This window comes from Bradyrhizobium sp. WYCCWR15520, assembly GCF_056174665.1.
Genome location: NZ_JBWBWM010000030.1, coordinates 37,763 through 58,863, shown reverse-complemented (window position 1 = coordinate 58,863; position 21,101 = coordinate 37,763). Strand labels below are relative to the sequence as shown.

17 protein-coding genes are annotated in these 21,101 nt (G+C 62.4%); 7 read left to right on the top strand and 10 right to left on the bottom strand.

What is annotated here, in order from left to right; translation table 11 throughout:
• Positions 1-12: 12 nt before the first annotated feature.
• The 6 genes from AC0QUY_RS29800 to AC0QUY_RS29775 form a co-directional block, all read right to left on the bottom strand.
• A complete protein-coding gene (locus AC0QUY_RS29800) occupies positions 13-1,638 on the bottom strand; it encodes an ABC transporter ATP-binding protein (RefSeq protein WP_475389805.1) in 1,626 nt (541 codons plus the stop codon).
• A gap of 4 nt (positions 1,639-1,642) precedes the next feature.
• On the bottom strand, positions 1,643-2,827 hold the full coding sequence (locus tag AC0QUY_RS29795) for an ABC transporter permease (RefSeq protein WP_475389804.1): 1,185 nt from the start codon (positions 2,825-2,827) through the stop codon (positions 1,643-1,645).
• The gene (locus AC0QUY_RS29790) at positions 2,827-3,936 is read right to left on the bottom strand and encodes a microcin C ABC transporter permease YejB (protein ID WP_475389803.1); all 1,110 of its coding nucleotides are present in this window, start codon (positions 3,934-3,936) and stop codon (positions 2,827-2,829) included. The genes AC0QUY_RS29795 and AC0QUY_RS29790 overlap by 1 nt, the downstream gene beginning before the upstream one ends.
• 3 nt (positions 3,937-3,939) lie before the next feature.
• Entirely contained in the window at positions 3,940-5,787 is a 1,848-nt protein-coding gene (locus AC0QUY_RS29785) for an extracellular solute-binding protein (RefSeq protein ID WP_475389802.1), read from the bottom strand.
• A gap of 14 nt (positions 5,788-5,801) precedes the next feature.
• The gene (locus AC0QUY_RS29780) at positions 5,802-7,703 is read right to left on the bottom strand and encodes an extracellular solute-binding protein (protein ID WP_475389801.1); all 1,902 of its coding nucleotides are present in this window, start codon (positions 7,701-7,703) and stop codon (positions 5,802-5,804) included.
• Between the two features lie 288 nt (positions 7,704-7,991).
• Positions 7,992-8,540: a c-type cytochrome gene (locus AC0QUY_RS29775; RefSeq protein ID WP_475389800.1), complete on the bottom strand. Its 549-nt coding sequence runs from the start codon at positions 8,538-8,540 to the stop codon at positions 7,992-7,994.
• A 200-nt stretch (positions 8,541-8,740) separates the two neighbouring features.
• On the opposite strand from AC0QUY_RS29775, the gene AC0QUY_RS29770 reads away from it, so the two are divergent.
• Both AC0QUY_RS29770 and AC0QUY_RS29765 read left to right on the top strand, forming a co-directional pair.
• Positions 8,741-9,481: a 3-deoxy-manno-octulosonate cytidylyltransferase gene (locus tag AC0QUY_RS29770; protein WP_475389799.1), complete on the top strand. Its 741-nt coding sequence runs from the start codon at positions 8,741-8,743 to the stop codon at positions 9,479-9,481.
• A gap of 33 nt (positions 9,482-9,514) precedes the next feature.
• Positions 9,515-10,375, top strand: a complete 861-nt coding sequence (locus AC0QUY_RS29765; protein ID WP_161851710.1) for a prephenate dehydratase — start codon at positions 9,515-9,517, stop codon at positions 10,373-10,375.
• Between the two features lie 408 nt (positions 10,376-10,783).
• On the opposite strand, the gene AC0QUY_RS29760 is transcribed toward AC0QUY_RS29765, so the two are convergent.
• The gene (locus tag AC0QUY_RS29760; RefSeq protein ID WP_475389798.1) at positions 10,784-10,921 is read right to left on the bottom strand and encodes a hypothetical protein; all 138 of its coding nucleotides are present in this window, start codon (positions 10,919-10,921) and stop codon (positions 10,784-10,786) included.
• A 211-nt stretch (positions 10,922-11,132) separates the two neighbouring features.
• Positions 11,133-12,152 (bottom strand): LLM class flavin-dependent oxidoreductase, encoded by a 1,020-nt coding sequence (locus tag AC0QUY_RS29755; RefSeq protein WP_475389797.1) that lies wholly within the window; start codon positions 12,150-12,152, stop codon positions 11,133-11,135.
• A 385-nt stretch (positions 12,153-12,537) separates the two neighbouring features.
• Between AC0QUY_RS29755 and metF the strand changes: the two genes are divergently transcribed.
• The 3 genes from metF to maiA all read left to right on the top strand — a co-directional run bounded on the left by metF (position 12,538) and on the right by maiA (position 18,225).
• Positions 12,538-13,452 carry a methylenetetrahydrofolate reductase [NAD(P)H] gene (gene metF, locus AC0QUY_RS29750; protein WP_475389796.1) on the top strand — a complete coding sequence of 305 codons (915 nt, stop codon included), beginning with the start codon at positions 12,538-12,540 and terminating at the stop codon, positions 13,450-13,452.
• A 4-nt stretch (positions 13,453-13,456) separates the two neighbouring features.
• Positions 13,457-17,323: a methionine synthase gene (metH, locus tag AC0QUY_RS29745; protein ID WP_475389795.1), complete on the top strand. Its 3,867-nt coding sequence runs from the start codon at positions 13,457-13,459 to the stop codon at positions 17,321-17,323.
• Between the two features lie 239 nt (positions 17,324-17,562).
• Complete coding sequence (maiA, locus tag AC0QUY_RS29740) at positions 17,563-18,225, top strand: maleylacetoacetate isomerase (RefSeq protein ID WP_475389793.1); 663 nt, start codon at positions 17,563-17,565, stop codon at positions 18,223-18,225.
• 260 nt (positions 18,226-18,485) lie between these two features.
• Here maiA and AC0QUY_RS29735 read toward each other — a convergent pair whose 3' ends face one another.
• Positions 18,486-19,115, bottom strand: a complete 630-nt coding sequence (locus AC0QUY_RS29735) for a glutathione S-transferase family protein (protein ID WP_475389833.1) — start codon at positions 19,113-19,115, stop codon at positions 18,486-18,488.
• Positions 19,116-19,314: 199 nt separating this feature from the next.
• Here AC0QUY_RS29735 and AC0QUY_RS29730 point away from each other — a divergent pair, with 199 nt between their 5' ends.
• A complete protein-coding gene (locus AC0QUY_RS29730; protein WP_475389791.1) occupies positions 19,315-19,734 on the top strand; it encodes a DUF6636 domain-containing protein in 420 nt (139 codons plus the stop codon).
• An 81-nt stretch (positions 19,735-19,815) separates the two neighbouring features.
• Positions 19,816-20,367: a hypothetical protein gene (locus tag AC0QUY_RS29725; protein ID WP_475389790.1), complete on the top strand. Its 552-nt coding sequence runs from the start codon at positions 19,816-19,818 to the stop codon at positions 20,365-20,367.
• 27 nt (positions 20,368-20,394) lie between these two features.
• On the opposite strand, the gene AC0QUY_RS29720 is transcribed toward AC0QUY_RS29725, so the two are convergent.
• Positions 20,395-20,988: a GNAT family N-acetyltransferase gene (locus AC0QUY_RS29720; RefSeq protein WP_475389789.1), complete on the bottom strand. Its 594-nt coding sequence runs from the start codon at positions 20,986-20,988 to the stop codon at positions 20,395-20,397.
• Positions 20,989-21,101: the final 113 nt, after the last annotated feature.

Sequence of the window (21,101 nt, the reverse complement as noted above, 5' to 3'; positions counted from 1 at the left end):
GACAAAAGCGGGCTACGTAGCGGCCGCGTCGCCCGGCACAGCCTCGATTCGGAACGCAGCGGCGAACAGCGCGCGAGTATAGTCGCTCTTCGGATTCTTGAAGAGCTCCGCAGCGGGCCCCTCCTCCACCACCTTGCCGTGACGCATCACGATCAGATGGCTCGCCAGCGAAGCGACGACGCGCAGATCGTGCGAGATGAACATGTAGGTCAGGTCGCGCTTGCGCTGCAGTTCGCGCAACAGATCGACCATCTGCGCCTGGAACAGCATGTCCAGCGCTGAGGTCGGCTCGTCCAGCACGACGAAATTCGGCTCCAGCACCACCGCGCGCGCGATCGAGATGCGCTGGCGCTGGCCGCCGGAGAATTCATGCGGGTAGCGGAAGCGTGTCTCGGGGTCGAGGCCGACGTCCCGCAGCGCCTTGACGACGCGCGCCTCGCGCTCCTCATATGACAGCGACTTCTGGTGCACGGAAAGGCCTTCGGCGACGATATCGCCGACCGACATGCGCGGGCTCAGCGCGCCGAACGGATCCTGAAACACGATCTGCATGTCGCGGCGGTGCGGCAGCATGGCCTTGAAGCGCAGGCCCTGGATGTTGTTGCCGAGGAACACGATCGGGCCGTCGGATGAAATCAGCCGGAGCAGCGCCAGCCCAAGCGTGGTCTTGCCCGAGCCCGATTCGCCGACGACACCGAGCGTCTCGCCCTTGCGCACCGCAAGGCTGACGCCGTCCACCGCCTTGATATGGCCAACGGTCGAGCGCAACAGCCCGCGCTTGATCGGAAACCAGACCTTGAGATTGTCGGCCGATATCACCACCGGCTCCTCGGGCCGCGGCGGCGCCGGGTCGGGCTTGGGCTCGGCCGCGAGCAGCGCGCGCGTATAGGCATGCTTCGGTGCGGTGAAGACCTGCTCGACCGGCCCCTGTTCGACGATCTTGCCTGAATTCATCACGCAGACGACGTCGGCGATGCGGCGGACGATGCCGAGGTCATGGGTGATGAACAGCATGCTCATGCCGAGCCGCGACCTGATCTCGGCGAGCAGCGCCAGGATCTGCGCCTGCACGGTGACATCGAGCGCGGTGGTCGGCTCGTCCGCGATCAGAAGGTCCGGCTCGTTGGCGAGCGCCATCGCGATCATGACGCGCTGGCGCTGGCCGCCGGACAATTGATGCGGATAGCTTTGCAGCCTCATTTCCGGATCGGGAATGCCGACCTGCGTCAACAGTTCGAGCGTCCGCGCCCGCGCCATCGACCCGCCGATGCCCCTATGCAGCGAGAGGATTTCCCCGATCTGCGCCTCGATGGTGTGGAGCGGATTGAGCGAGGTCATCGGCTCCTGAAAAATGATCGAGATGTCGTTGCCGCGGATTTCGCGCATCTCGCGCTCCGAGGCATTGAGCAGCTCGCGGCCCCTAAAATGGATTGTGCCGGAGGGATGCGAGGCGGCCGGATAAGGCAGCAGCTTCAGCACCGACAGCGCGCTGACGGACTTGCCGGAGCCGGATTCACCGACCAGCGCCACGCACTCGCCGCGCTTGATCGAGAACGACACATGATCGACGGCAATGCTGTTGCCGAACGCGACCGAGAGATCGCAGACATCGAGCAGCGGCTGGTTGATGGCGTCCATGTCGCTATCCCTGCCGGAACGTCTTGCGCGGATCGAAGGCATCGCGCACGCCCTCGCCGATGAAGATCAGGAGCGACAGCATAATCGCGACCGAGAAGAAGCCGGTGAAGCCGAGCCAGGGCGCCTGCACATTGGCCTTGCCTTGCGCGAGCAGCTCGCCTAGCGACGGCGAGCCCGGCGGCAGGCCGAAGCCGAGGAAATCGAGTGCGGTCAGCGTCATCACCGAGGACGACACGATGAACGGCAGGAAGGTCATCGTCGCCACCATCGCGTTCGGCAGCAAATGCCGGAACATGATGATGCCATTGGAGACGCCGAGCGCGCGCGCGGCCTGGATGTATTCGAAATTGCGCCCGCGCAGAAATTCCGCACGCACGAGGCCCACCAGGGACGTCCAGGAGAACAGCAAGAGAATGCCGAGCAGCACGAAGAAGCCGGGCACCAGCACCGATGACAGGATCAGCAGCAGATAGAGCGAGGGGATCGCGCTCCAGATTTCGATGATGCGCTGGAAGATCAGATCGGTCCAGCCGCCGAAATAGCCCTGCACGCCGCCGGCGATGACGCCGATGATCGAGGACACGATGGTCAGCGTCAGGCCGAACAACACCGAGATGCGGAAGCCATAGATCAGCCGCGCCACCACGTCGCGGCCCTGATCGTCGGTGCCGAGCCAGTTATATTCGAGATCGCTGCAGCTCTTAAGGCCCTTCTTCTCGAGCACCGGCTTGCACTGCTCTTCTGTCAACATCCATGTCGGCTTCGACGGCGCCGGCGTCGGCAGGTCGAGATTATGGGTGGCGTAGGAATAGCGGATCAGCGGCCAGACGATCCAGCCGCCCTTGTCCGCAATCAGCTTCTGCAGATAGGGATCGCGGTAGTCGGCCGCGGTCTCGAAATCGCCGCCGAAGGTGGTTTCGGAATAGCTGACGAAAGCCGGCCAATAGAGTCTCCCGTCATACTTGAGCATGAAGGGGCGGTCGTTGGCGATCAGCTCCGCGAACAGCGAGATCACGAACAGCGCGAGGAAGATCCAGAGCGACCAGTAGCCACGGCGGTTGGCCTTGAAGTTCTGCCAGCGCCGGCGGTTGAGCGGCGACATCGCAAGGGGATGACGCGAGACCGGCACGGCGGCGCCGAGCGGCGACTGCGTCTTGGTCTCGATCGGCTGCGGGGCGAGCACCGTCATCAGACCTCCCGCGCCTCGAAATCGATTCTTGGATCGATCCACATATAGGCGAGGTCGGAGATCAGCCCCACCACAAGACCCACAAGGGAAAAGATGAACAGCGTGCCGAACACGACCGGATAGTCGCGGTTGAGCACGCTCTCGAAGCCGAGCAGGCCGAGTCCATCGAGCGAGAAGATGGTCTCGATCAGCAGCGAGCCGGAGAAGAATGCGCCAATGAATGCACCGGGAAAGCCCGCGATCACGATCAGCATGGCGTTGCGGAAGATATGGCCGTAGAGCACCTGCCCCTCGCCGCAGCCCTTGGCGCGCGCGGTCATCACATACTGCTTCCTGATTTCATCGAGGAACGAGTTCTTGGTCAGCAGTGTCATGGTGGCAAAGGCACCCAGGCCCATGGCGATCAGGGGCAGCGTGAGGTGCCAGAAATAGTCGATGATCTTCCAGTACCAGGGAAACTGTGCCCAGCCATCCGAGGTCAAGCCGCGCAACGGGAACACGTTGAAGAACGAGCCGCCCGCAAACAGGATGATCAGCAGGATCGCGAACAGGAATCCGGGAATCGCAAACCCGATGATGATCACCGCTGACGTCCACGTATCGAAGCGCGAGCCATCCGCGACCGCCTTGCGAACGCCCAGCGGAATCGAGATCAGGTAGGTCAGCAGCGTCAACCAGAGACCGAGCGATATCGAGACCGGCAGCTTCTCCTTGATCAGTTGCACCACGGTGGTGTCACGAAAGTAGCTCTTGCCGAAATCGAAGCGGGCGAAATTCCACACCATCAGCGCAAAGCGCTCATGCGCAGGCTTGTCGAAACCGAACTGCTTTTCGAGGTTCTTGATGAAATCCGGATCAAGTCCCTGCGCGCCGCGGTATTTCGAATTGACGGCGTCCGCCGCCGCGCCGGCCTGGGGCCGCGCACCGAAATCGCCGCCGGAGGAGCCCGACACACGAGAGGCGGCCCCGGTGTCTGCGCCCGAGAGCTGCGCAATCACGCGTTCGACCGGCCCGCCGGGCGCGAACTGCACGACCACGAAGGAGACTAACAGGATGCCGAGCAATGTCGGCAGCATCAGGAGAACGCGGCGGGCTATATAGGCGGCCATGGACTATTTCGCCTGCTCGAGTTTTGCGGCCTTTGCCGATTCGTACCACCAGGTTTCCGGCGCGCCGCGGGCATAGCGGGGCTTCGTCGGCGGGAAACCGAACTGATCCCAATAGGCGATCCAGTGCGAAGCCTTGTTCCAGTGCGGAATCCAGTAACGGCCGGAGCGCAGCACACGATCGAGGGCACGGCAGGTGTTGTTCAGTTCGGCCTGCGTCTGCGCACCCACCGCTTTCTCGACCAGCGCATCGACGACCGGATCGGCGATTCCGGCAAGGTTATTGGAGCCCTTGGTTTTGGCGGAATCGCTTGAGAAATAGTTGCGCAGCGAGCTTCCCGGAATTTGCGGGAAGATGAATCGCGCGATGGCGATATCGAAGTCGAAATCCTTGAGCCGTACCTCGGCCTGCGCCGGGTCGACCAGGCGAATGTTTGCATCGATGCCGAGCACACGAAGATTCTTGATGAAGGTCTGGTGGTGCGGCTCGAACGAACGCTCGGTCAGCAGGAATTCGGCCGAAAACTGTTCGCCCTTCGCGTTAAGCCGGCGGCCGTCCTTCACGGTCCAGCCCGCGGCATTGAGCAGTTCACCGGCGCTGCGCAAGAGCTTGCGATCCTGTCCGGACCCGTCAGTCTCCGGAGGTATCCATGCCGGTCCGAACACTTCCGGCAGCAGACGGTCGCGGAACGGCTCGAGCAATGCGATCTCTTCTGGCGACGGCTCGCTTCGCGCCATCATGTCGGAATTCTGGAACACCGAATGCGTGCGCTGGTAAGAACCATACATCAGGTTCTTGTTGGTCCATTCGAAGTCGAAGGCGATCGTCAATGCCTCGCGAACGCGCCTGTCCTTGAATTTGTCCCGCCGCGTGTTGAGCAGCCAGCCCTGCGCGCCGGAGGGGCGCTCGTCCGAAATGACGTCCCGCTTGACGCGGCCGTCGCGGATCGCAGGAAAATCGTAGCGCGTGGCCCAGACTCGCGAGGTGAACTCCTCGCGGAACAGGTAGTTGCGACCGGTGAAGGCCTCGAAGCCGGCTTCGCGGTCCCGGTAATACTCGTCCCGCACGATATCGAAATTGTACAGGCCGCGACAAACCGGGAGGTTCTGCCCCCACCAGTTCTTCACCCGCTCGAATTCCACGAAGCGCCCCTGCTCGAACCGGGCGACGCGATAGGGACCTGATCCGAGCGGCGCTTCCAGCGAGGTCTCGTCGAACGGCCGCGTCGAATAGTATTTCTCCGAGAAAATCGGCATCGCCGCCGCAAGCGCCGGCATGTCGAGGCCGCGGGCCGGCTGGAAACGCAACTGGACCGTCCGCTTGTCCTCGACGGTGGCATCGGCGAGATCGCGCAGCACGGAAGCGTACGCAGGATGTCCCTTGCTCTTCAGCGTCGTCAGCGAAAACGCGACATCGGAGGCGGTGATTTCACTGCCGTCGTGAAAGGTAATCCCTGGACGCAACTGGAAACGGAAGACCAGTCCGTCGGGGGAGACGGTCAAATCCTCCGCCGCCAGGAGATAGACCGCGTCCGGCTCGTCGAACGCCCGCGCCATCAGCGATGCAAAAGTCAGCTCCATTCCGTTCGCCCTGTCGCCCTTTACGATAAAGGCGTTGAGCGAATTGAAGGTCGAGCCACCGGCGCCGACGAGTTGCGAGAACATCCCGCCTTTCGGTGCGTTCGCATTGACGTAGTCGAAACGACGAAAGTCGGCGGGATATTTCAGCTCGCCGAACGCCGAAAGACCGTGGAGCTTCTTGCCGCCATTATCCGCGAACGCGGGAGCGAGGCGTGCAGCCGCCAGCGCACCGACACCGAGACCGAGCACATGCCGGCGAGAGAATTGCGCCATGCGCAAGCTATCCTTCAAGAGCGCCTTCCGTTCCGCGCCGCCTTGTCGGCGTCGAACCACCATAGCGACGGAAAACCTGACTGACCGTATTTCGGCAATTCGGACGGCCTGCCGAAGCGATCCCAACGTGCGGTCCGGACCTTGGGATAATTCCACTGCGGCACGACATAGTGATTCCACAGCAGCACGCGATCGAGCGCCTTGGTCGCGGCAACAAGGTCATCCCGACCCTTGGCATAGATCAGCCGCTCGATCAATTTGTCGACCGCCGGATTCTTGATGCCGATGATATTGCGCGAACCCGCCATGTCGGCCGCCTGCGAACCCCAGAATTCGCGTTGTTCATTTCCGGGCGATAGCGATTCCGCCCACGACGAGACGACTACATCGAAATCCCAGCTACGGAGCCGGTTCTCATACTGTGTCGGATCGATCGTGCGCACGCTGACATTGATACCTAGCCGCTCCAGAGAGGGTTTGAAAAACAGCATGACCCGTTCGAAGGACGGGTCTGCACCAAGCAATTCGAGCGCAAATTGCGCTCCCGTCTTGCTATCGACCAGCTTCCGCTCGCGTACCTCATAGCCGGCTTCCTTGAGCAGGCGCAGCGCCTCACGAAGATTTTCGCGAACCGCTTCGGCACTGCCGCCGACCGGATTGGTATAGGGCTTCGTGAATACCTCGGGCGGCACATCCGCACGGACGGCTTCGAGTATTTCCAGCTCCGTGCCCTGCGGCAGGCCGCTTGAAGCCAGTTCAGTGCCATCGAAATAGCTGCTGATACGCTTGTACTGTCCGAAGAAGATCTGCTTGTTCATCTCCTCGAAGTCGAACGCAAAATTCAGCGCGCGACGCACCCGCGGATCCTTGAACTGGTCACGCCGGATATTCAGAGCGAACGCCTGCATGATTCCGGAACTGCGGTTCGGAAACTCCTCGAGCAGCACGCGCTTGTCATTGACGGCCGGAAAGTCGTAGGCCGTCGCCCAGTTCTTGGCGCTGTTTTCGGTTCGCCAATCAACCTGGTCGCCCTTGAAAGCCTCCAGCGCAACCGTCGAGTCCCGGAAATATTCCAGGCGCAGCTCGTCGAAATTGTTGATGCCGACATACGTGCTGAAATTGCGCCCCCAATGATCCTTTACCCGCTCCAGTGTCAGCGTCCTTCCCGGGACAAATTCCTTTATTCGGTAAGGGCCGGAGCCCAGCGGCTTCTCCAGCGTCGTCGTGGAGATATCGCGCTTGCGACCCTCGCTGTCGCTGCCCTCCCACCAATGCTTCGGCAGAATCGTGAGCTGTCCAACGATCTGCGGGAGCTCGCGATTGCCGGGCGCGTCGAAGCTGAATTTGATGTCGCGATCGCCGACTTTTTCGGCTTTCACCACGTGGCGATAGTAAGCCGAGTACTGCGGATGATGTTGCTTGAACGCATTAAGGGAGAAGATCACGTCGTCAGGCGTAACGGGCTTTCCGTCATGCCATTTCGCCTCTGGCCTGAGACGATACGAGACCCAGGAAAAATCGTCGGGGTGACTAACGGCTTCGGCCAATTCGCCGTACTCGGTCGAAACCTCATCCAGTGACTGCGTCATCAGAGATTCGTAGATCAGTTGAACGCCGGCTGCGAGCGAGCCTTTGACGCCAGCAACCACAAGGTTAAAGTTATCAAATGTCCCGACTTGGATCTGACGTACCGTGCCACCCTTGGGCGCGTCCGGATTGACGTAATCGAACCGCTTGAAGTCGGCCGGATACTTGATGTCGCCGAACAGCGATAGCGCGTGCCGCCAGGCCGGCTCGCCGCCTGCGCCTTGCGCCTTTGCGGCTTCGATGGGGGGAAGCGCCGTCGCAATGCCCAGCGCAGGAGCCAGAGCGGCAACCGCGCCGCCTTGGAGAAGATGTCGTCGGGTAATGGCCAAATGCAGAATTCCTGTTGCTGACGCCGGTATCCGTGCTGTCGATGTCCGCGGCGGCCCCAGACGCGAACCATGCAAGCACGAGGCCGAGTTAGTGAGGACCTAATATAAGGCAAGGGTTCGACGAATTACGTTGCTTTTTCCTCATGATAGCAGCTTGGGAACACCTTCGCTGCGGCGAATAGTCCCGGTAACAACTCCGCTAGCAACGATGTGATCCCACATAACAAAACGGCCAGGCAGTGCCTGGCCGTCAAGTTGTGGCAACGTCCACGCGGGACGGCCGAAATTTTACTTCGCCGCAGTCGGCAGCGGTGCCGGTTTTTCCGACAGCGAATTCAAATAGGCGATGACGTCGGCGCGCTCGCTGTCCTTCGCAATGCCGGCGAAGCCCATGGCCGTGCCCGGAACGAAAGCCTTGGGGTTGGCGAGGAACTTGTTGAGATCGTCAAAGCTCCAGTTTCCGCCCTTGGCCTTCAAGGCGGCCGAGAAGTTGAACCCGGCATGTCCCTGGCCCTTCGGCTCGTTGACGACGCCGTAGAGATTGGGACCAACGCGGTTCGGACCGCCCTTCTCGAAGGTGTGGCAGGCGGCGCACTTCTTGGCGGCGGCGGCGCCCTTCTCGACCGAGGCGGTCTGCAAAAGCTTCTCGATCGGCTCGGAGGGAGCTGCGGCTTCCTTGGCTCCGCCGGCCGTGGTTTCCTTCACGGCAATCTCGAAGCCCGGCTTTTCCGGTTTCACGGGGGCAAAAATCGCATGAGCGGCAAAGCTCGTCACCAGAACGACAAGGCAGGTGGCGAGGATGGCGCCGAGAATCTTGTTGAGTTCGAAGGAGTCCATAACGGATCAGGCTCCAGGGCCGGGAAGGTCGACTAGAGGCCGGCAAAACGGCCGCGGATGGGCGCGAGGAATCAGCCTTTCGCGCCGCACCCTCAGCAGGGTTGAGATATCGGTTTGCCCCGGCTCTGGCAACCCGTATAAACGCGCCGAATTTCATCCCATCCCCACCAAATCCACTAGTCCGGCCGGGCCCTCAGACGATGACCGATTCCCGCATTTTGGTGCTGATTCCCGCCCGGATGGCGGCGACCCGGCTGCCGGGCAAGCCGCTCCTGGATATCGCCGGCCTGCCCATGATCGTGCACGTGCTGCGGCGGGCCGAGGAGGCCAAAATCGGCCGGGTCGCGGTGGCGACCGATAGCCCCGAGATCGCCGGCGCGGTAAGGGCCGCCGGCGGCGAGGTGGTGATGACCCGCGCCTCCCATCCTTCCGGCTCCGACCGGATCCACGAGGCCATGCAGACGCTGGATCCGTCGGGTAAGGCCGAGATCGTGGTCAATCTGCAGGGCGATTTCCCGACGATCGCGCCGGACACCATCCGCGCCGCGCTGCCGCCGCTCGACGACCCCGCCGTCGATATTGCGACGCTCGCCTCGCAGATCCACACCCAGGAGGAGGACCTGGCCCCGAGCGTGGTGAAGGCGGTCGGCTCACCGATCGGCCCGAACCGGCTGCGCGCGCTCTATTTCACCCGCGCCACCGCGCCTCACGGTGACGGCCCCCGCTACCACCATATCGGCCTCTATGCCTACCGCCGCGCCGCGCTGGAGCGGTTCGTTGCCCTGCCCCCCTCGCCGCTGGAGCAGCAGGAAAAGCTCGAACAACTCCGCGCGCTGGAAGCCGGGATGCGGATCGACATCACCATCGTCGATAGCGTGCCGCGCGGGGTCGACACCCCGGCCGACCTTGAAACCGCCCGCAAAATACTAGCCAAGGCCTGACCGGCTGCTAAAAGGCCCGCCAGGAAAAACAGCATGACCAAAAAGCTCAAAATCGCATTCCAGGGCGAGCCTGGCGCCAATTCCCATATCGCCATCGTCGAGGCCTATCCGGACGCCGAACCGATGCCGTGCGCGACCTTCGAGGACGCCCTGTCGGCGATCTCCTCCGGCGAGGCCGATCTCGGCATGATTCCGATCGAGAATTCGGTGGCGGGGCGCGTTGCCGACATCCATCATTTGCTGCCGGCGTCCGGCCTGTTCATCGTCGGCGAATGGTTCTTGCCGGTCCGCCACCAATTAATGGCGCCGAAGGGGACAAAACTCTCCGACATCAAGACGGTCGAAAGCCACGTCCATGCGCTCGGCCAGTGCCGACGCATCATCCGCAAGCTCGGCATCAAGCCGATCGTGGCGGCCGACACCGCCGGCAGCGCCCGCGACGTCTCCGAGCGCAAGGACAAGAGCGTTGCCGCGATCGCCTCCCGCCTGGCGGCGCAAATCTACGGGCTCGATATCCTGGCCGAGGATGTCGAGGACGAAGCCCACAACACCACCCGCTTCGTGGTGCTCGCGCGCGAGGCGGATTGGGCCAAGCAAAACTCCGGCCCGCTGGTCACCACCTTTGTTTTCCGGGTGCGCAATTTGCCCGCCGCGCTCTACAAGGCGCTCGGCGGCTTCGCCACCAACGGCGTCAACATGACGAAGCTGGAAAGCTACATGGTCGACGGCAATTTCTTTGCGACCCAGTTTTATGCCGACGTCGATGGCCACCCCGACGACAAGGGCCTCGCCTTTGCGCTGGAGGAGCTGAAATTCTTCTCGCGTGAATTCCGTATCGTCGGCGTCTACCCCGCCCATCCGTTCCGCGCGACCTTCAGCGAGAAGCAGGATTGAGGAAGCGCACGCTTCTGCTCGCGTCCTCTAGTGCTCGCCCGTGAACCGGCGAACTTTGCGTGGGTGTGGAGAGCACAGACACGTAGATATTCCGACCGAACGCTAGCGGCGAACGGCGGCTTTGCAGGTCATTAGCGGCGCAGCCGTGAAGCGGCACCCGCGGCCGTTATCGGCGCGCGTACGCCGCCTCTCCAATCACCATCCGCGCCAGCCCCATCCTGGGTGCGGGCCCCATACCGGACGCGGCCCCCACACCCGGCGCGGCCCCCAAACTGGCGGGGCACCCCACGCATAGGCGCCGTGCCATCCCGGACGCCACACGGGACGCGGGCCCCACATGCCATAGGCGCCCCATCTTGGACCCGGACGCCACCAGCAGCGCCCCCACGCGTTGCAGACCCAGCGGACCTACTCGACATCATTGGATTGACGTGAAATCTGGTCGGCCTGCGGAAGGCCGTTCGGCATCGCGGCGGAAGCCGAGCTGGCGGTGAGCACAACGCCGCCGAGGGCGGCCAACCCAACAATAGCAGATTTCAGTTCCATGGCTTGTCTCCTTGGTTGGAGACCTCAACAACTTTTTTGGCAACGTTTGGTTGCTCGTCCGATCCGAAACCAGCACAGGGTATGCTCAAAAAATGAGATGGAGAGGTGATCACGATCTGGAGGACGATCCGAAAAAGCGCGTAGCGGTTTTCCGAAAAATCATCTCAAACAAGACAAGCGGGATGACGCATTCGAAGAAGAGTAATTGGCTTTACGCCGCCACTTTCTTGTTCAGCCCAAACGCGTCGGCCAGCAGACTATACGATTTCTTCCGCGCGTCGTGGTCGTAGACGGCGGTGATGATCATCAGTTCATCCGGCTGGCTCGCCGTGATCATCGGCTGCAGCTTTGCCATGATGGTTGCCGGACTGCCGACGAAAAACCGTGAACGGTTGCGGGCGATCGAGGCGCGTTCGGCGTCCGTATAATCATAGGCCAGGGCCTCTTCGACGCTCGGCAGCGGCAGATATTGTCCGCGGTCGCGGCGCAGGCGGTTGAGGTCCATCGAGGTCGCGAGTGTTTCGGCTTCCGCATCGGTTTCGGCGGCGACCGCTGCGACGGCGAGGATTCCGTGGGGGCCTTCCCGCCAGCCGGACGGCTTGAAGTGGCTGCGGTAGTTGGTCATCGCTGCGATCGCGTCATAGGACGCAAAATGATGCGCGAACGCGAAGCCCATGCCGACCTGCGCCGCCAATTCCGAACTGTAGTCGGAGGAGCCGAGCAGCCAGATCGGCGGCAGCGGCGTGTCGTCGGGCATCGCCACCACATTGTTGTAGGGATGGCCGGCGGGGAAACCGCGGGTTTCCCACAACACCAGCTCACTCAGCCGTTCGAGAAAATCGTCGCCCTCGCGGCGATCGAGCCGGCTGCGCAGCGCGTGCGCCGTGGCGCCATCGGTGCCAGGGGCGCGCCCCAGGCCGAGATCGATGCGGCCGGGAAACAGCGCTTCCAGCATCTTGAAGCGCTCGGCCACCACCAGCGGCGCATGGTTGGGCAGCATCACGCCGCCCGAGCCAACGCGGATGTTCTTCGTCACCGCCGCGATCTGACCGATCATCAGGTCGGGCGCGGGGCTCGCCACCGAGGCCAGGTTGTGATGCTCGGCGAGCCAGTACCTGACATAGCCGAGCCCATCGACATGGCGCGCCAGATCGATGCTGTTCTGCAGCGCGTGGGCCGGGCGGGTGCCAGTGGTGACGACGGAGAGGTCGAGGACTGAAAGCGGGATCATGGCGCTAAACTAGTGCGGCAATCGAAGGCGACAAAGGCCCGGTCGGCGCAGATCAGGCCCGCACTTGTGGGGAAAGGAGTAATGGGTCGCTACCAAAGAGTGGGACAAAAGCAGACAGAATCCATATATTTCACTCTGCCCAACGAATTGCGCCGAGCTGAACACAGACCAAACCAAAATTCATCTTATTGTTTTTACTTCATAAATATAGGATCAATCTAAACCCACCGCCCGTTCTACCGTCACCTCACATCGTCAATTATTTTGATAAAGTGGGCTACTTCCCATATCCGATGGGCTGTTTGGTCGGACCTGTTTGGCCTATTTTTAGCTGACTGCCGCTAGGCCTGATGTCCGCCGATCGTTCCGGAGCTTTGTGAGTGCCATGACCGACTTTACGCCCCCCGCATTCGACGGCCATCGCACGCTGCATTCGCCCCGGATCTCCTTCGAGTTTTTTCCGCCCAAGACCGAGGAGATGGAGCGCAGCCTGTGGGAGACCATCAACCGGCTGGCGCCGCTGACGCCGAATTTCGTCTCCGTGACCTATGGCGCCGGGGGATCGACCCGTGAGCGCACCCATTCGACCATCGCGCGCATCCTCAAAGAGACCAGCCTGGTCCCGGCGGCGCATCTGACCTGCGTCGGCGCGCCGAAGGGCGAGATCGACGACGTGGTGGCCCGCTATCACGAGATCGGCGTCCGCCATATCGTCGCCCTGCGCGGCGACCCCACCACCGGCATCGGCACCGCCTATCACGCTCATCCCGACGGCTATCAGAGTTCGCCCGACCTGATCGAAGGCATCAAGAAGCGCTATCCCGATATTGAGATCTCGGTTTCGGCCTATCCAGAAAAGCATCCGGAGAGCCCGACCATCGATGCCGATATCGACACGTTGAAGGCCAAGGTCGACGCCGGCGCGGCGCGGGCCATCACACAGGTGTTCTTCGATAACGACCTCTACTTCCGCTACCTCGATCGCGTCCGCGCCCGTGGCATCGATATTCCCGTCGTGCCCGGCATCATGCCGATGCACAATTTCAAGCAGGCGCGCAGCTTCGTGACCCGTGCGGGCACCACGGTGCCGGACTGGCTCGCCGACAAGTTCGAAGGGCTCGACGACGACGCCGATACACGCAAGCTGGTAGCTGCCACCGTTGTGGCCGGCCAGGTGCACAAACTCGCCAAGCATGGCGTCGACACCTTTCACTTCTACACCATGAACCGCGCGGACCTCGTGTTCGCGATCAGCCATCTGCTGGGCATTCGCCCCAATGCCGCACAGAAAGCCGCCTGATCCGATGAGTGTTTCGATTTCGCCCAAGATTTCGCCAAAGCGTACCGCCCTGCTCGCCGCCGCGCGCGAGCGCATTCTGGTGCTCGACGGCGCCATGGGCACGATGATCCAGGGCCTGCAGTTCGACGAAACAGCGTTTCGCGGCGATCGCTTCAAGGACTTCCATCGCGACGTCAGGGGCAATAACGACCTCTTGATCCTGACGCAGCCGAAGGCGATCGAGGACGTTCACGCGGCCTATCTGCGCGCGGGCGCCGACATCGTCGCCACCAACACCTTCTCCTCGACCTCGATCGCGCAGGCCGACTACGACATGTCGGACCTCGCCTATGAGCTGAACCGCGACGGCGCCAAGCTGGCGCGTGCTGCCGCCGAGCGCGTCTCGGCCGAGGACGGCAAGCCGCGTTTCGTGGCTGGTGCGCTGGGCCCAACCAACCGCACCGCCTCGATCTCGCCCGACGTTTCCAATCCCGGCTATCGCGCCGTCACCTTCGACGATCTGCGCAAGGCCTATGGCGAACAGGTCAACGGCCTGCTCGACGGCGGCGCCGACCTGCTGCTGGTCGAAACCATCTTCGATACGCTGAACGCCAAGGCCGCGCTCTACGCGATCTCCGAAATTACTGAGGAACGCGGCATCGACGTGCCCGTGATGATCTCGGGCACCATCACCGACAAGTCCGGCCGCCTGCTGTCGGGGCAATTGCCGGAAGCGTTCTGGAATTCGATCCGCCACGCCAGGCCGATCACCGTCGGCTTCAACTGCGCGCTGGGCGCGGAAGACCTTCGCGCCCATATCGCCGATATCGGCCGCGTCGCCGATACTCTAATTTGCGCTTACCCGAATGCCGGCCTGCCCAATGAGTTCGGCCAGTATGACGAGACACCGGAATACATGGCGCGGCTGATCGGCGAGTTCGCCGAGGCCGGCCTCGTCAACATCGTCGGTGGCTGCTGCGGTACCACGCCGGACCATATCGCAGCGATTGCGGCGGCCGTCGCCCCGCACAAGCCGCGCATTGTGCCTACGATCGAGCCGCGGCTGCGGCTGTCGGGCCTCGAGCCGTTCGAGCTGACGCCCGCGATTCCCTTTGTGAACGTCGGCGAGCGCACCAACGTCACCGGCTCGGCAAAATTCCGCAAGCTGATCACCGCGGGCGATTACACCGCGGCGCTGCAGGTGGCGCGCGACCAGGTCGAGAACGGCGCGCAGATCATCGACGTCAACATGGACGAGGGCCTGCTTGATTCCGAAGCCGCGATGGTGACGTTCCTCAACCTCGTCGCCGCCGAGCCCGATATCGCCCGCGTCCCTGTCATGGTCGACTCCTCGAAGTTCCACGTGATCGAGGCCGGCCTGAAATGCGTTCAGGGCAAGCCAGTCGTGAATTCGATCTCGATGAAGGAAGGCGTGGAGAAATTCATCCACGAGGCCCGCATTGCGCGCCGCCATGGCGCGGCCGTCGTGGTGATGGCGTTCGACGAAGTCGGCCAGGCCGACACGTTCGCGCGCAAGACCGAGATCTGCAAGCGCGCCTATGACATCCTGGTCAACGAGGTCGGCTTCCCGCCTGAGGACATCATCTTCGATCCGAACATCTTTGCGATCGCGACGGGACTGGAAGAGCACAACAATTACGGCGTCGATTTCATCGAGGCGACGCGCTGGATCCGCCAGAACCTGCCGGGCGCGCATGTCTCCGGCGGCGTCTCTAACCTCTCGTTCTCGTTCCGCGGCAATGAGCCGGTGCGCGAGGCGATGCATTCGGTGTTCCTGTATCACGCCATTCACGCCGGCATGGACATGGGCATCGTCAATGCCGGGCAGATGATCGTCTATGACGATATCGATCCCGAGCTGCGCCAGGTGTGCGAGGACGTTATCCTCAACCGCGATCCAGGCGCGGCCGAGCGGCTGTTGGCGCTGGCGGAAAAATTCCGCGGCAAGGAGAAGCAGAGCAAGGAGCAGGATCTCGCCTGGCGCGAATGGCCGGTCGAGAAGCGGCTATCGCATGCCTTGGTACACGGCATCACCGAATTCATCGAAGAGGATACCGAGGCCGCGCGCAAAACGGTGGAACGTCCGCTGAACGTGATCGAAGGGCCACTGATGGCCGGCATGAACATCGTCGGCGACCTCTTTGGTGACGGAAAAATGTTCCTGCCGCAGGTGGTGAAGTCCGCCCGCGTGATGAAGCAGGCGGTTGCCTATCTGATGCCGTTCATGGAAGAGGAGAAGGCACGCAACCTCGCCAATGGCGTGACCAGCGACGGCCGCAACGCTGCCGGCAAGATCGTGCTCGCGACCGTCAAGGGCGACGTCCACGACATCGGCAAGAACATTGTCGGTATCGTGCTGCAATGTAACAATTTCGAGGTGATCGATCTCGGCGTCATGGTGCCCGCCAACAAGATCATCGAGACCGCAAAAACGGAAGGCGCCGATATTATCGGACTGTCCGGCCTGATCACGCCGTCGCTCGACGAGATGAGCTTTCTGGCCGGCGAGATGCAGCGGCAGGGCATGAAGATGCCGCTGTTGATCGGCGGCGCCACGACGAGCCGCGTCCACACCGCTGTCAAGATCGACCCGAACTACAAGGGCGGCCCGGTGGTGCATGTCAACGATGCCAGCCGCGCCGTCGGCGTCGCGTCCTCGCTGCTATCGCCCGACAAGCGCGAGGCCTATGCCGCCGACATCCGCGCCGAGTACGCCAAGATTTCCGACGCGCATTTCCGCGCGCAGGCCGACAAGAAGCGGCTGAAGCTGGCAGATGCACGCGCCAACGCGGTCAAGGCCGACTTTGCCAAAACGCCGCCGAAGAAGCCTTCGTTCCTCGGCATCAAGAGCTTTGACGCCTACGATCTGGCGGAGCTGGCCGAATACATCGATTGGACGCCCTTCTTCCAGACCTGGGAATTGACCGGACGCTTCCCGGCCATCCTCGACGACCCCAAGATCGGCGAAGTCGCACGCTCGCTCTATGACGACGCGCGCAAGATGCTGGAGCGCATCATCAAGGAGAAATGGTTTACCGCGCGCGCAACGATCGGCTTCTGGCCGGCCAATGCCGAGGGCGACGATATCGCTGTCTATGCCGACGATACGCGGAGGAAGAAGATCGCGACCTTCCACACGCTGCGCCAGCAGTTGGAGAAGCGCGAAGGCCGCTTCAACGCGGCGCTGTCGGATTTCATCGCGCCCGCGTCTTCGGGCGTATCGGACTATATCGGCGGCTTCGTCGTCACCGCGGGCATCGGCGAGGACGCGGTCGCCGACCGCTTCAAGAACGCCAATGACGATTACTCCTCGATCCTGTGCAAGGCGCTGGCCGACCGTCTGGCCGAAGCCTTTGCCGAGCGGATGCACCAGCGCGTCCGCAAGGAGTTCTGGGGCTACGCACCGGACGAGGCGCTGACGTCGGATCAGTTGATCCTTGAGCAATATGCCGGCATCCGCCCCGCGCCCGGCTATCCCGCGCAGCCCGATCACACCGAAAAGGCGACGCTGTTCCGCCTCTTGGATGCGGAAAGCACCGCCGGCGTGAAATTGACCGAGAGCTTTGCGATGTGGCCGGGCTCGTCGGTATCGGGGCTTTATTTCTCCCATCCCGAAAGCTTCTATTTCGGCGTCGGCAAGATCGAGCGCGACCAGGTCGAGGACTATGCCGCGCGCAAGGGCATGAGCGTCGCCGAGACCGAGCGCTGGCTGGCGCCGGTGCTGAACTACATTCCGTCGCAGGAACAGGCGAAGGCGAAGCCGGCACCGGTCGCGGAAATCGTGCCCGCCAACGATGTTGCCTCGCATCCGCCCGGCTGCACCTGCGCTGTGCATTTAGCCTGGCGCAAAAAGGCCGTGGGGGCGGGCTGAGCTCTTACAGTCTCTCCGCGCAAACAGTACCCGAGTTGAACGACTGTCACCCCGCCCCGTCTCGCATTTCGCTACGCTCCATGCGAGCCGACCCTCCCCCTCCAGGGGAGGGTAAGCAGCAACATCGGCACAACTCCCTCGTCATCACCGGGCTTGACCCGGTGATCCATCTTCACAAGAGTCCTGCGAAAGCGATGGATGCCCGGATCAAGTCCGGGCATGACGGAGTTTGTATTCCCATGAAATTCTTCTCGTTCTGGCGATCGCTGGCGAGCTTTCGCGTGCGCATCGCGCTCAATCTGAAAAATGTGCCGGCCGAGGTGATCTTCGTCGACATCGACGCCAATGCGCATCGCGAAGCCGACTATCGCAAGGTCAATCCGCAGATGGCGCTGCCGGCGCTGGTTGAGGATGACGGCACCACGCTATTCCAGTCGCTCGCCATCCTCGAATATCTCGACGAGAAGTATCCCTCCCCGCCGCTGCTGCCCACTGACCCCAACGGCCGCGCCCGCGTGCGTGCGCTGGCGCTGATGGTGGCCTGCGAGGGCCATCCGCTGCTGACACCGCGGGTGCGCCGCTATCTCGATCACGAACTGAATTTGCGCGACACCCAGCAGGCGGCCTGGCGGCGGCACTGGATCGTGGAGACGCTGGCGGCGCTGGAGGGGCATCTTGCTGATAACAAGGACACCGGAAAGTTCTGCCACGGCGATCGGCCGACGCTCGCCGACATCTGCATGGTCGGCCACGTCACCGTCGCGCTGACCCATCAGGTCAATCTCTCGACCTATCCGAACGTGAAGCGCATCTTCGAGACCGCGATGGCTCTGCCGGAATTTGCCAGCGCGCATCCGCTGCAGCAGGCTGATACGCCGGAGGCGATGCGGCCGAAGGCCTGAACGCGAGGCTGACCACCGGGCCGGCGCGAACTTCCCGGACGCGCCTCACTCGGCCTGAAAAAATCGCGAAAACAACCCCATGCAAAGTAGGATTGGGCCTACGGCTCACGCTCGTGCGAGCGCAGCCGTAGGGTGGGCAAAGGAGCGTAGCGACGTGCCCACCCTTCTCTCGGCATAGAAGGTGGGCACGCGGAGCCTGTCATCGGGCGCGCATTCGCGCGACCCGTTGGCTTTGCCCGCCCTACAACAGCAACAGCCACTCACCCCTTCGGCGGCGCCAGCGGCTGGACGATTTCCTGGAACGGCGGCAGCGCCTCGCACCGCTCTGAATGCGCCTTCAGCGCGGGATAGCGGTCGTCGAACAGCGCGGGATGCGCCTCGCCGGTGAAGCGCAACACGCAGGCCACCGCGATATCGGAATGACCGATCTTGTCGCCGGACCAATAGGGCGTCTTGACGGCGGCGCGCTCCTTCTCCAGCACCTCAAGCACGCCCGCGATCTGCGATTTGCAGCGCTCGACCCAGAGATCGAGTTGCTTGTCCTTGCGCAGCACGAGCTCATAAAGCAGGCTGACGCCCTTGTCGCCAAGCCCCATCGCCAGCGCGCAAATCCGCTGATGCTTCCAGCGCGCCTCGCCGCTCCGCGCGATCATCGCTTTCTCGGCGCCGACGCGGTCGTCGAGATAATCCAGAATGATCGCGCTCTCGATCAGCGCTTCCCCGCTGTCCAGCACCAGCGTCGGCACCCGCCGCAGCGGATTATAGGCCGCGATCTTGTCGGCATCGCCGAAGGTCGACCACGGCTTGTGCTCGAAATCGATGCCGTAAAGCCGCATGGCGATGGCGACACGGCGGACGAAGGGGGAGTCGAATTGGCCGATCAGGATCATGGTGCTCACTCGTCATTGCCGGGCAAAAGCGCGAAGCGCGCCTGCACGTTAGAAGACCCGCAATCCATCCTCTTCGAAAGACTCTTTCGAGAATTGATGGATGCCCTGATCAAGTCCGGGCATGACATGCCGGGTCGGGGTTGCGCTCCTCGCCATCCTAAGTACGCTGCTTCACATTGCAACTCACGAGTTACACATCATGCTTCGTGTGCTGCCGACCTTTCTGATGCTTCCTCTGCTGACAGTAGCTGCCACAGCGTATGCGCAGAGCGGACCGACTGGCTTCCAGTCGCCATCCAAGAACGTCGCCTGCCAGTATTTCGACTACGACAAGCAGAACGTGCTCCGTTGCGACATCGGCGCAATGGACACCAAGCCGCGCCGCCCTGCTGATTGCGAGCTCGACTACGGCGGCGCCTTCGAGATGAACGCCAAAGGTCCCGCCGCGCGTATCTGCCACGGCGACACTGTGGTGGACAAGTCGCTGCCGGTGCTGGCCTATGGCGAGGTGTGGCAGCGCGGCGGGTTTACTTGCAAATCGGAGCAGACGGGCGTGACGTGCTTCAACTCTGACCGCCGCGGGTTCTCGCTGGCGCGGGGGAAGCAGGAGGTGTTTTGAGGGATGATGGTGAAAGCTCGACTTGTATCGATATTAATCGTATTGCCACTATTGATCAGTTTTGCTCGGGCACAGGTTGGAATGGAAGTCGACAAATCTCCCTCGCTGAAGGTCATCGGCCTGTACTCGTTCAGTGCAGACAAGGAAGCGTACTCGCGCTTCATCAGAAAACAGATCGAAGCTTCTGACCCGGCTAACTTTTCCGAAGACATCAAGGAAACGCTCCGGCGCTTTGGCCGTGATCCGCAGCCATATACCGACTTGGATCGACAGGAAGATGACGAAAATTTCCGTTCTCACATGGATGAAGCGGCCGTGCTCGAGGTGCTGGTCACGAACCCCGACGCAAGCTTCGATATCGGCAAGTTCTTTCAGCCAGATCCGGCGCAGTCCGAGAACCTCTGGCAAGCGGCATGGAACGAAAAGTTTCTTACGCCGGACGGCGAGACGCTCATCAATCTCGACCGTACCCAAGAGCTACCCAACGCATCTCAGTATCGCGTCGTCTTTGTTATCCATTTCTGGGAGCCAGACCAACCGTTGCGATCCAGCTACGGGGAACTGGCGCTTCCGGCACAGCAGCCGTGGCCGGAACGGCTGTGGCGTCTCACGCCCTATGAACTTCCAGACTGAACAATTGGGCGCATATAACGCGCGGCTTCACTCAACAATCGGCACGTGACGCGCCACGTCACGCGGCGCTGTGCCGTCCAGCCGCGGATCGTCCGACACTTCGACCTGTCTGCGGAATGGACGAAATCCCGAGCGCTGGTAGAAGGCGAACGCGGCGGGGTGATCGAAGGTGCAGGTGTGCAGCCAGACGCGTGTGACCGGGCGCGACCAGGCGAGCTCCAGCGCGCGGTTCATCAGCCAGCGGCCGGCGCCGGTGCCGACCAGTTTTACGGTGACGCCGAACATGCCGATTTCGCAGTGGCCGGGTTCACGGAAATCCAGCTCGAGCAAACCTTCGTCGCGGCCGTTATCGACCATCGCGTAGATTTCGAGCGGCGGCGAATGTAGCCGTGCCGCGAGCTCGGAGTCAGGCATCCGTATCCGCGAGAACCATAACCACTCCTCGCCGACGCGGCGATAGAGATCGCGAAACCAGTCGAGCGGAGGAGTTTCGACCCTGCGCAGCGTCCACGCACCGCGTGGATCGGGACGCGGCGCAGGGCGCGCGGTCATCTCCAGATGCGTGACGACAGCGGCGACCTTGCCGGCGGGGATGTCGGAATAGCCGTCGGGAAGGATCATCGTGCGCGCTCTCTCATCGTCATGCCCGGGCTTGTCCCGGGCATCCACGTCTTGGACACAACAGGAAAGTAAAGTCGTGGATGGCCGGGACAAGCCCGGCCATGACGGCGGAG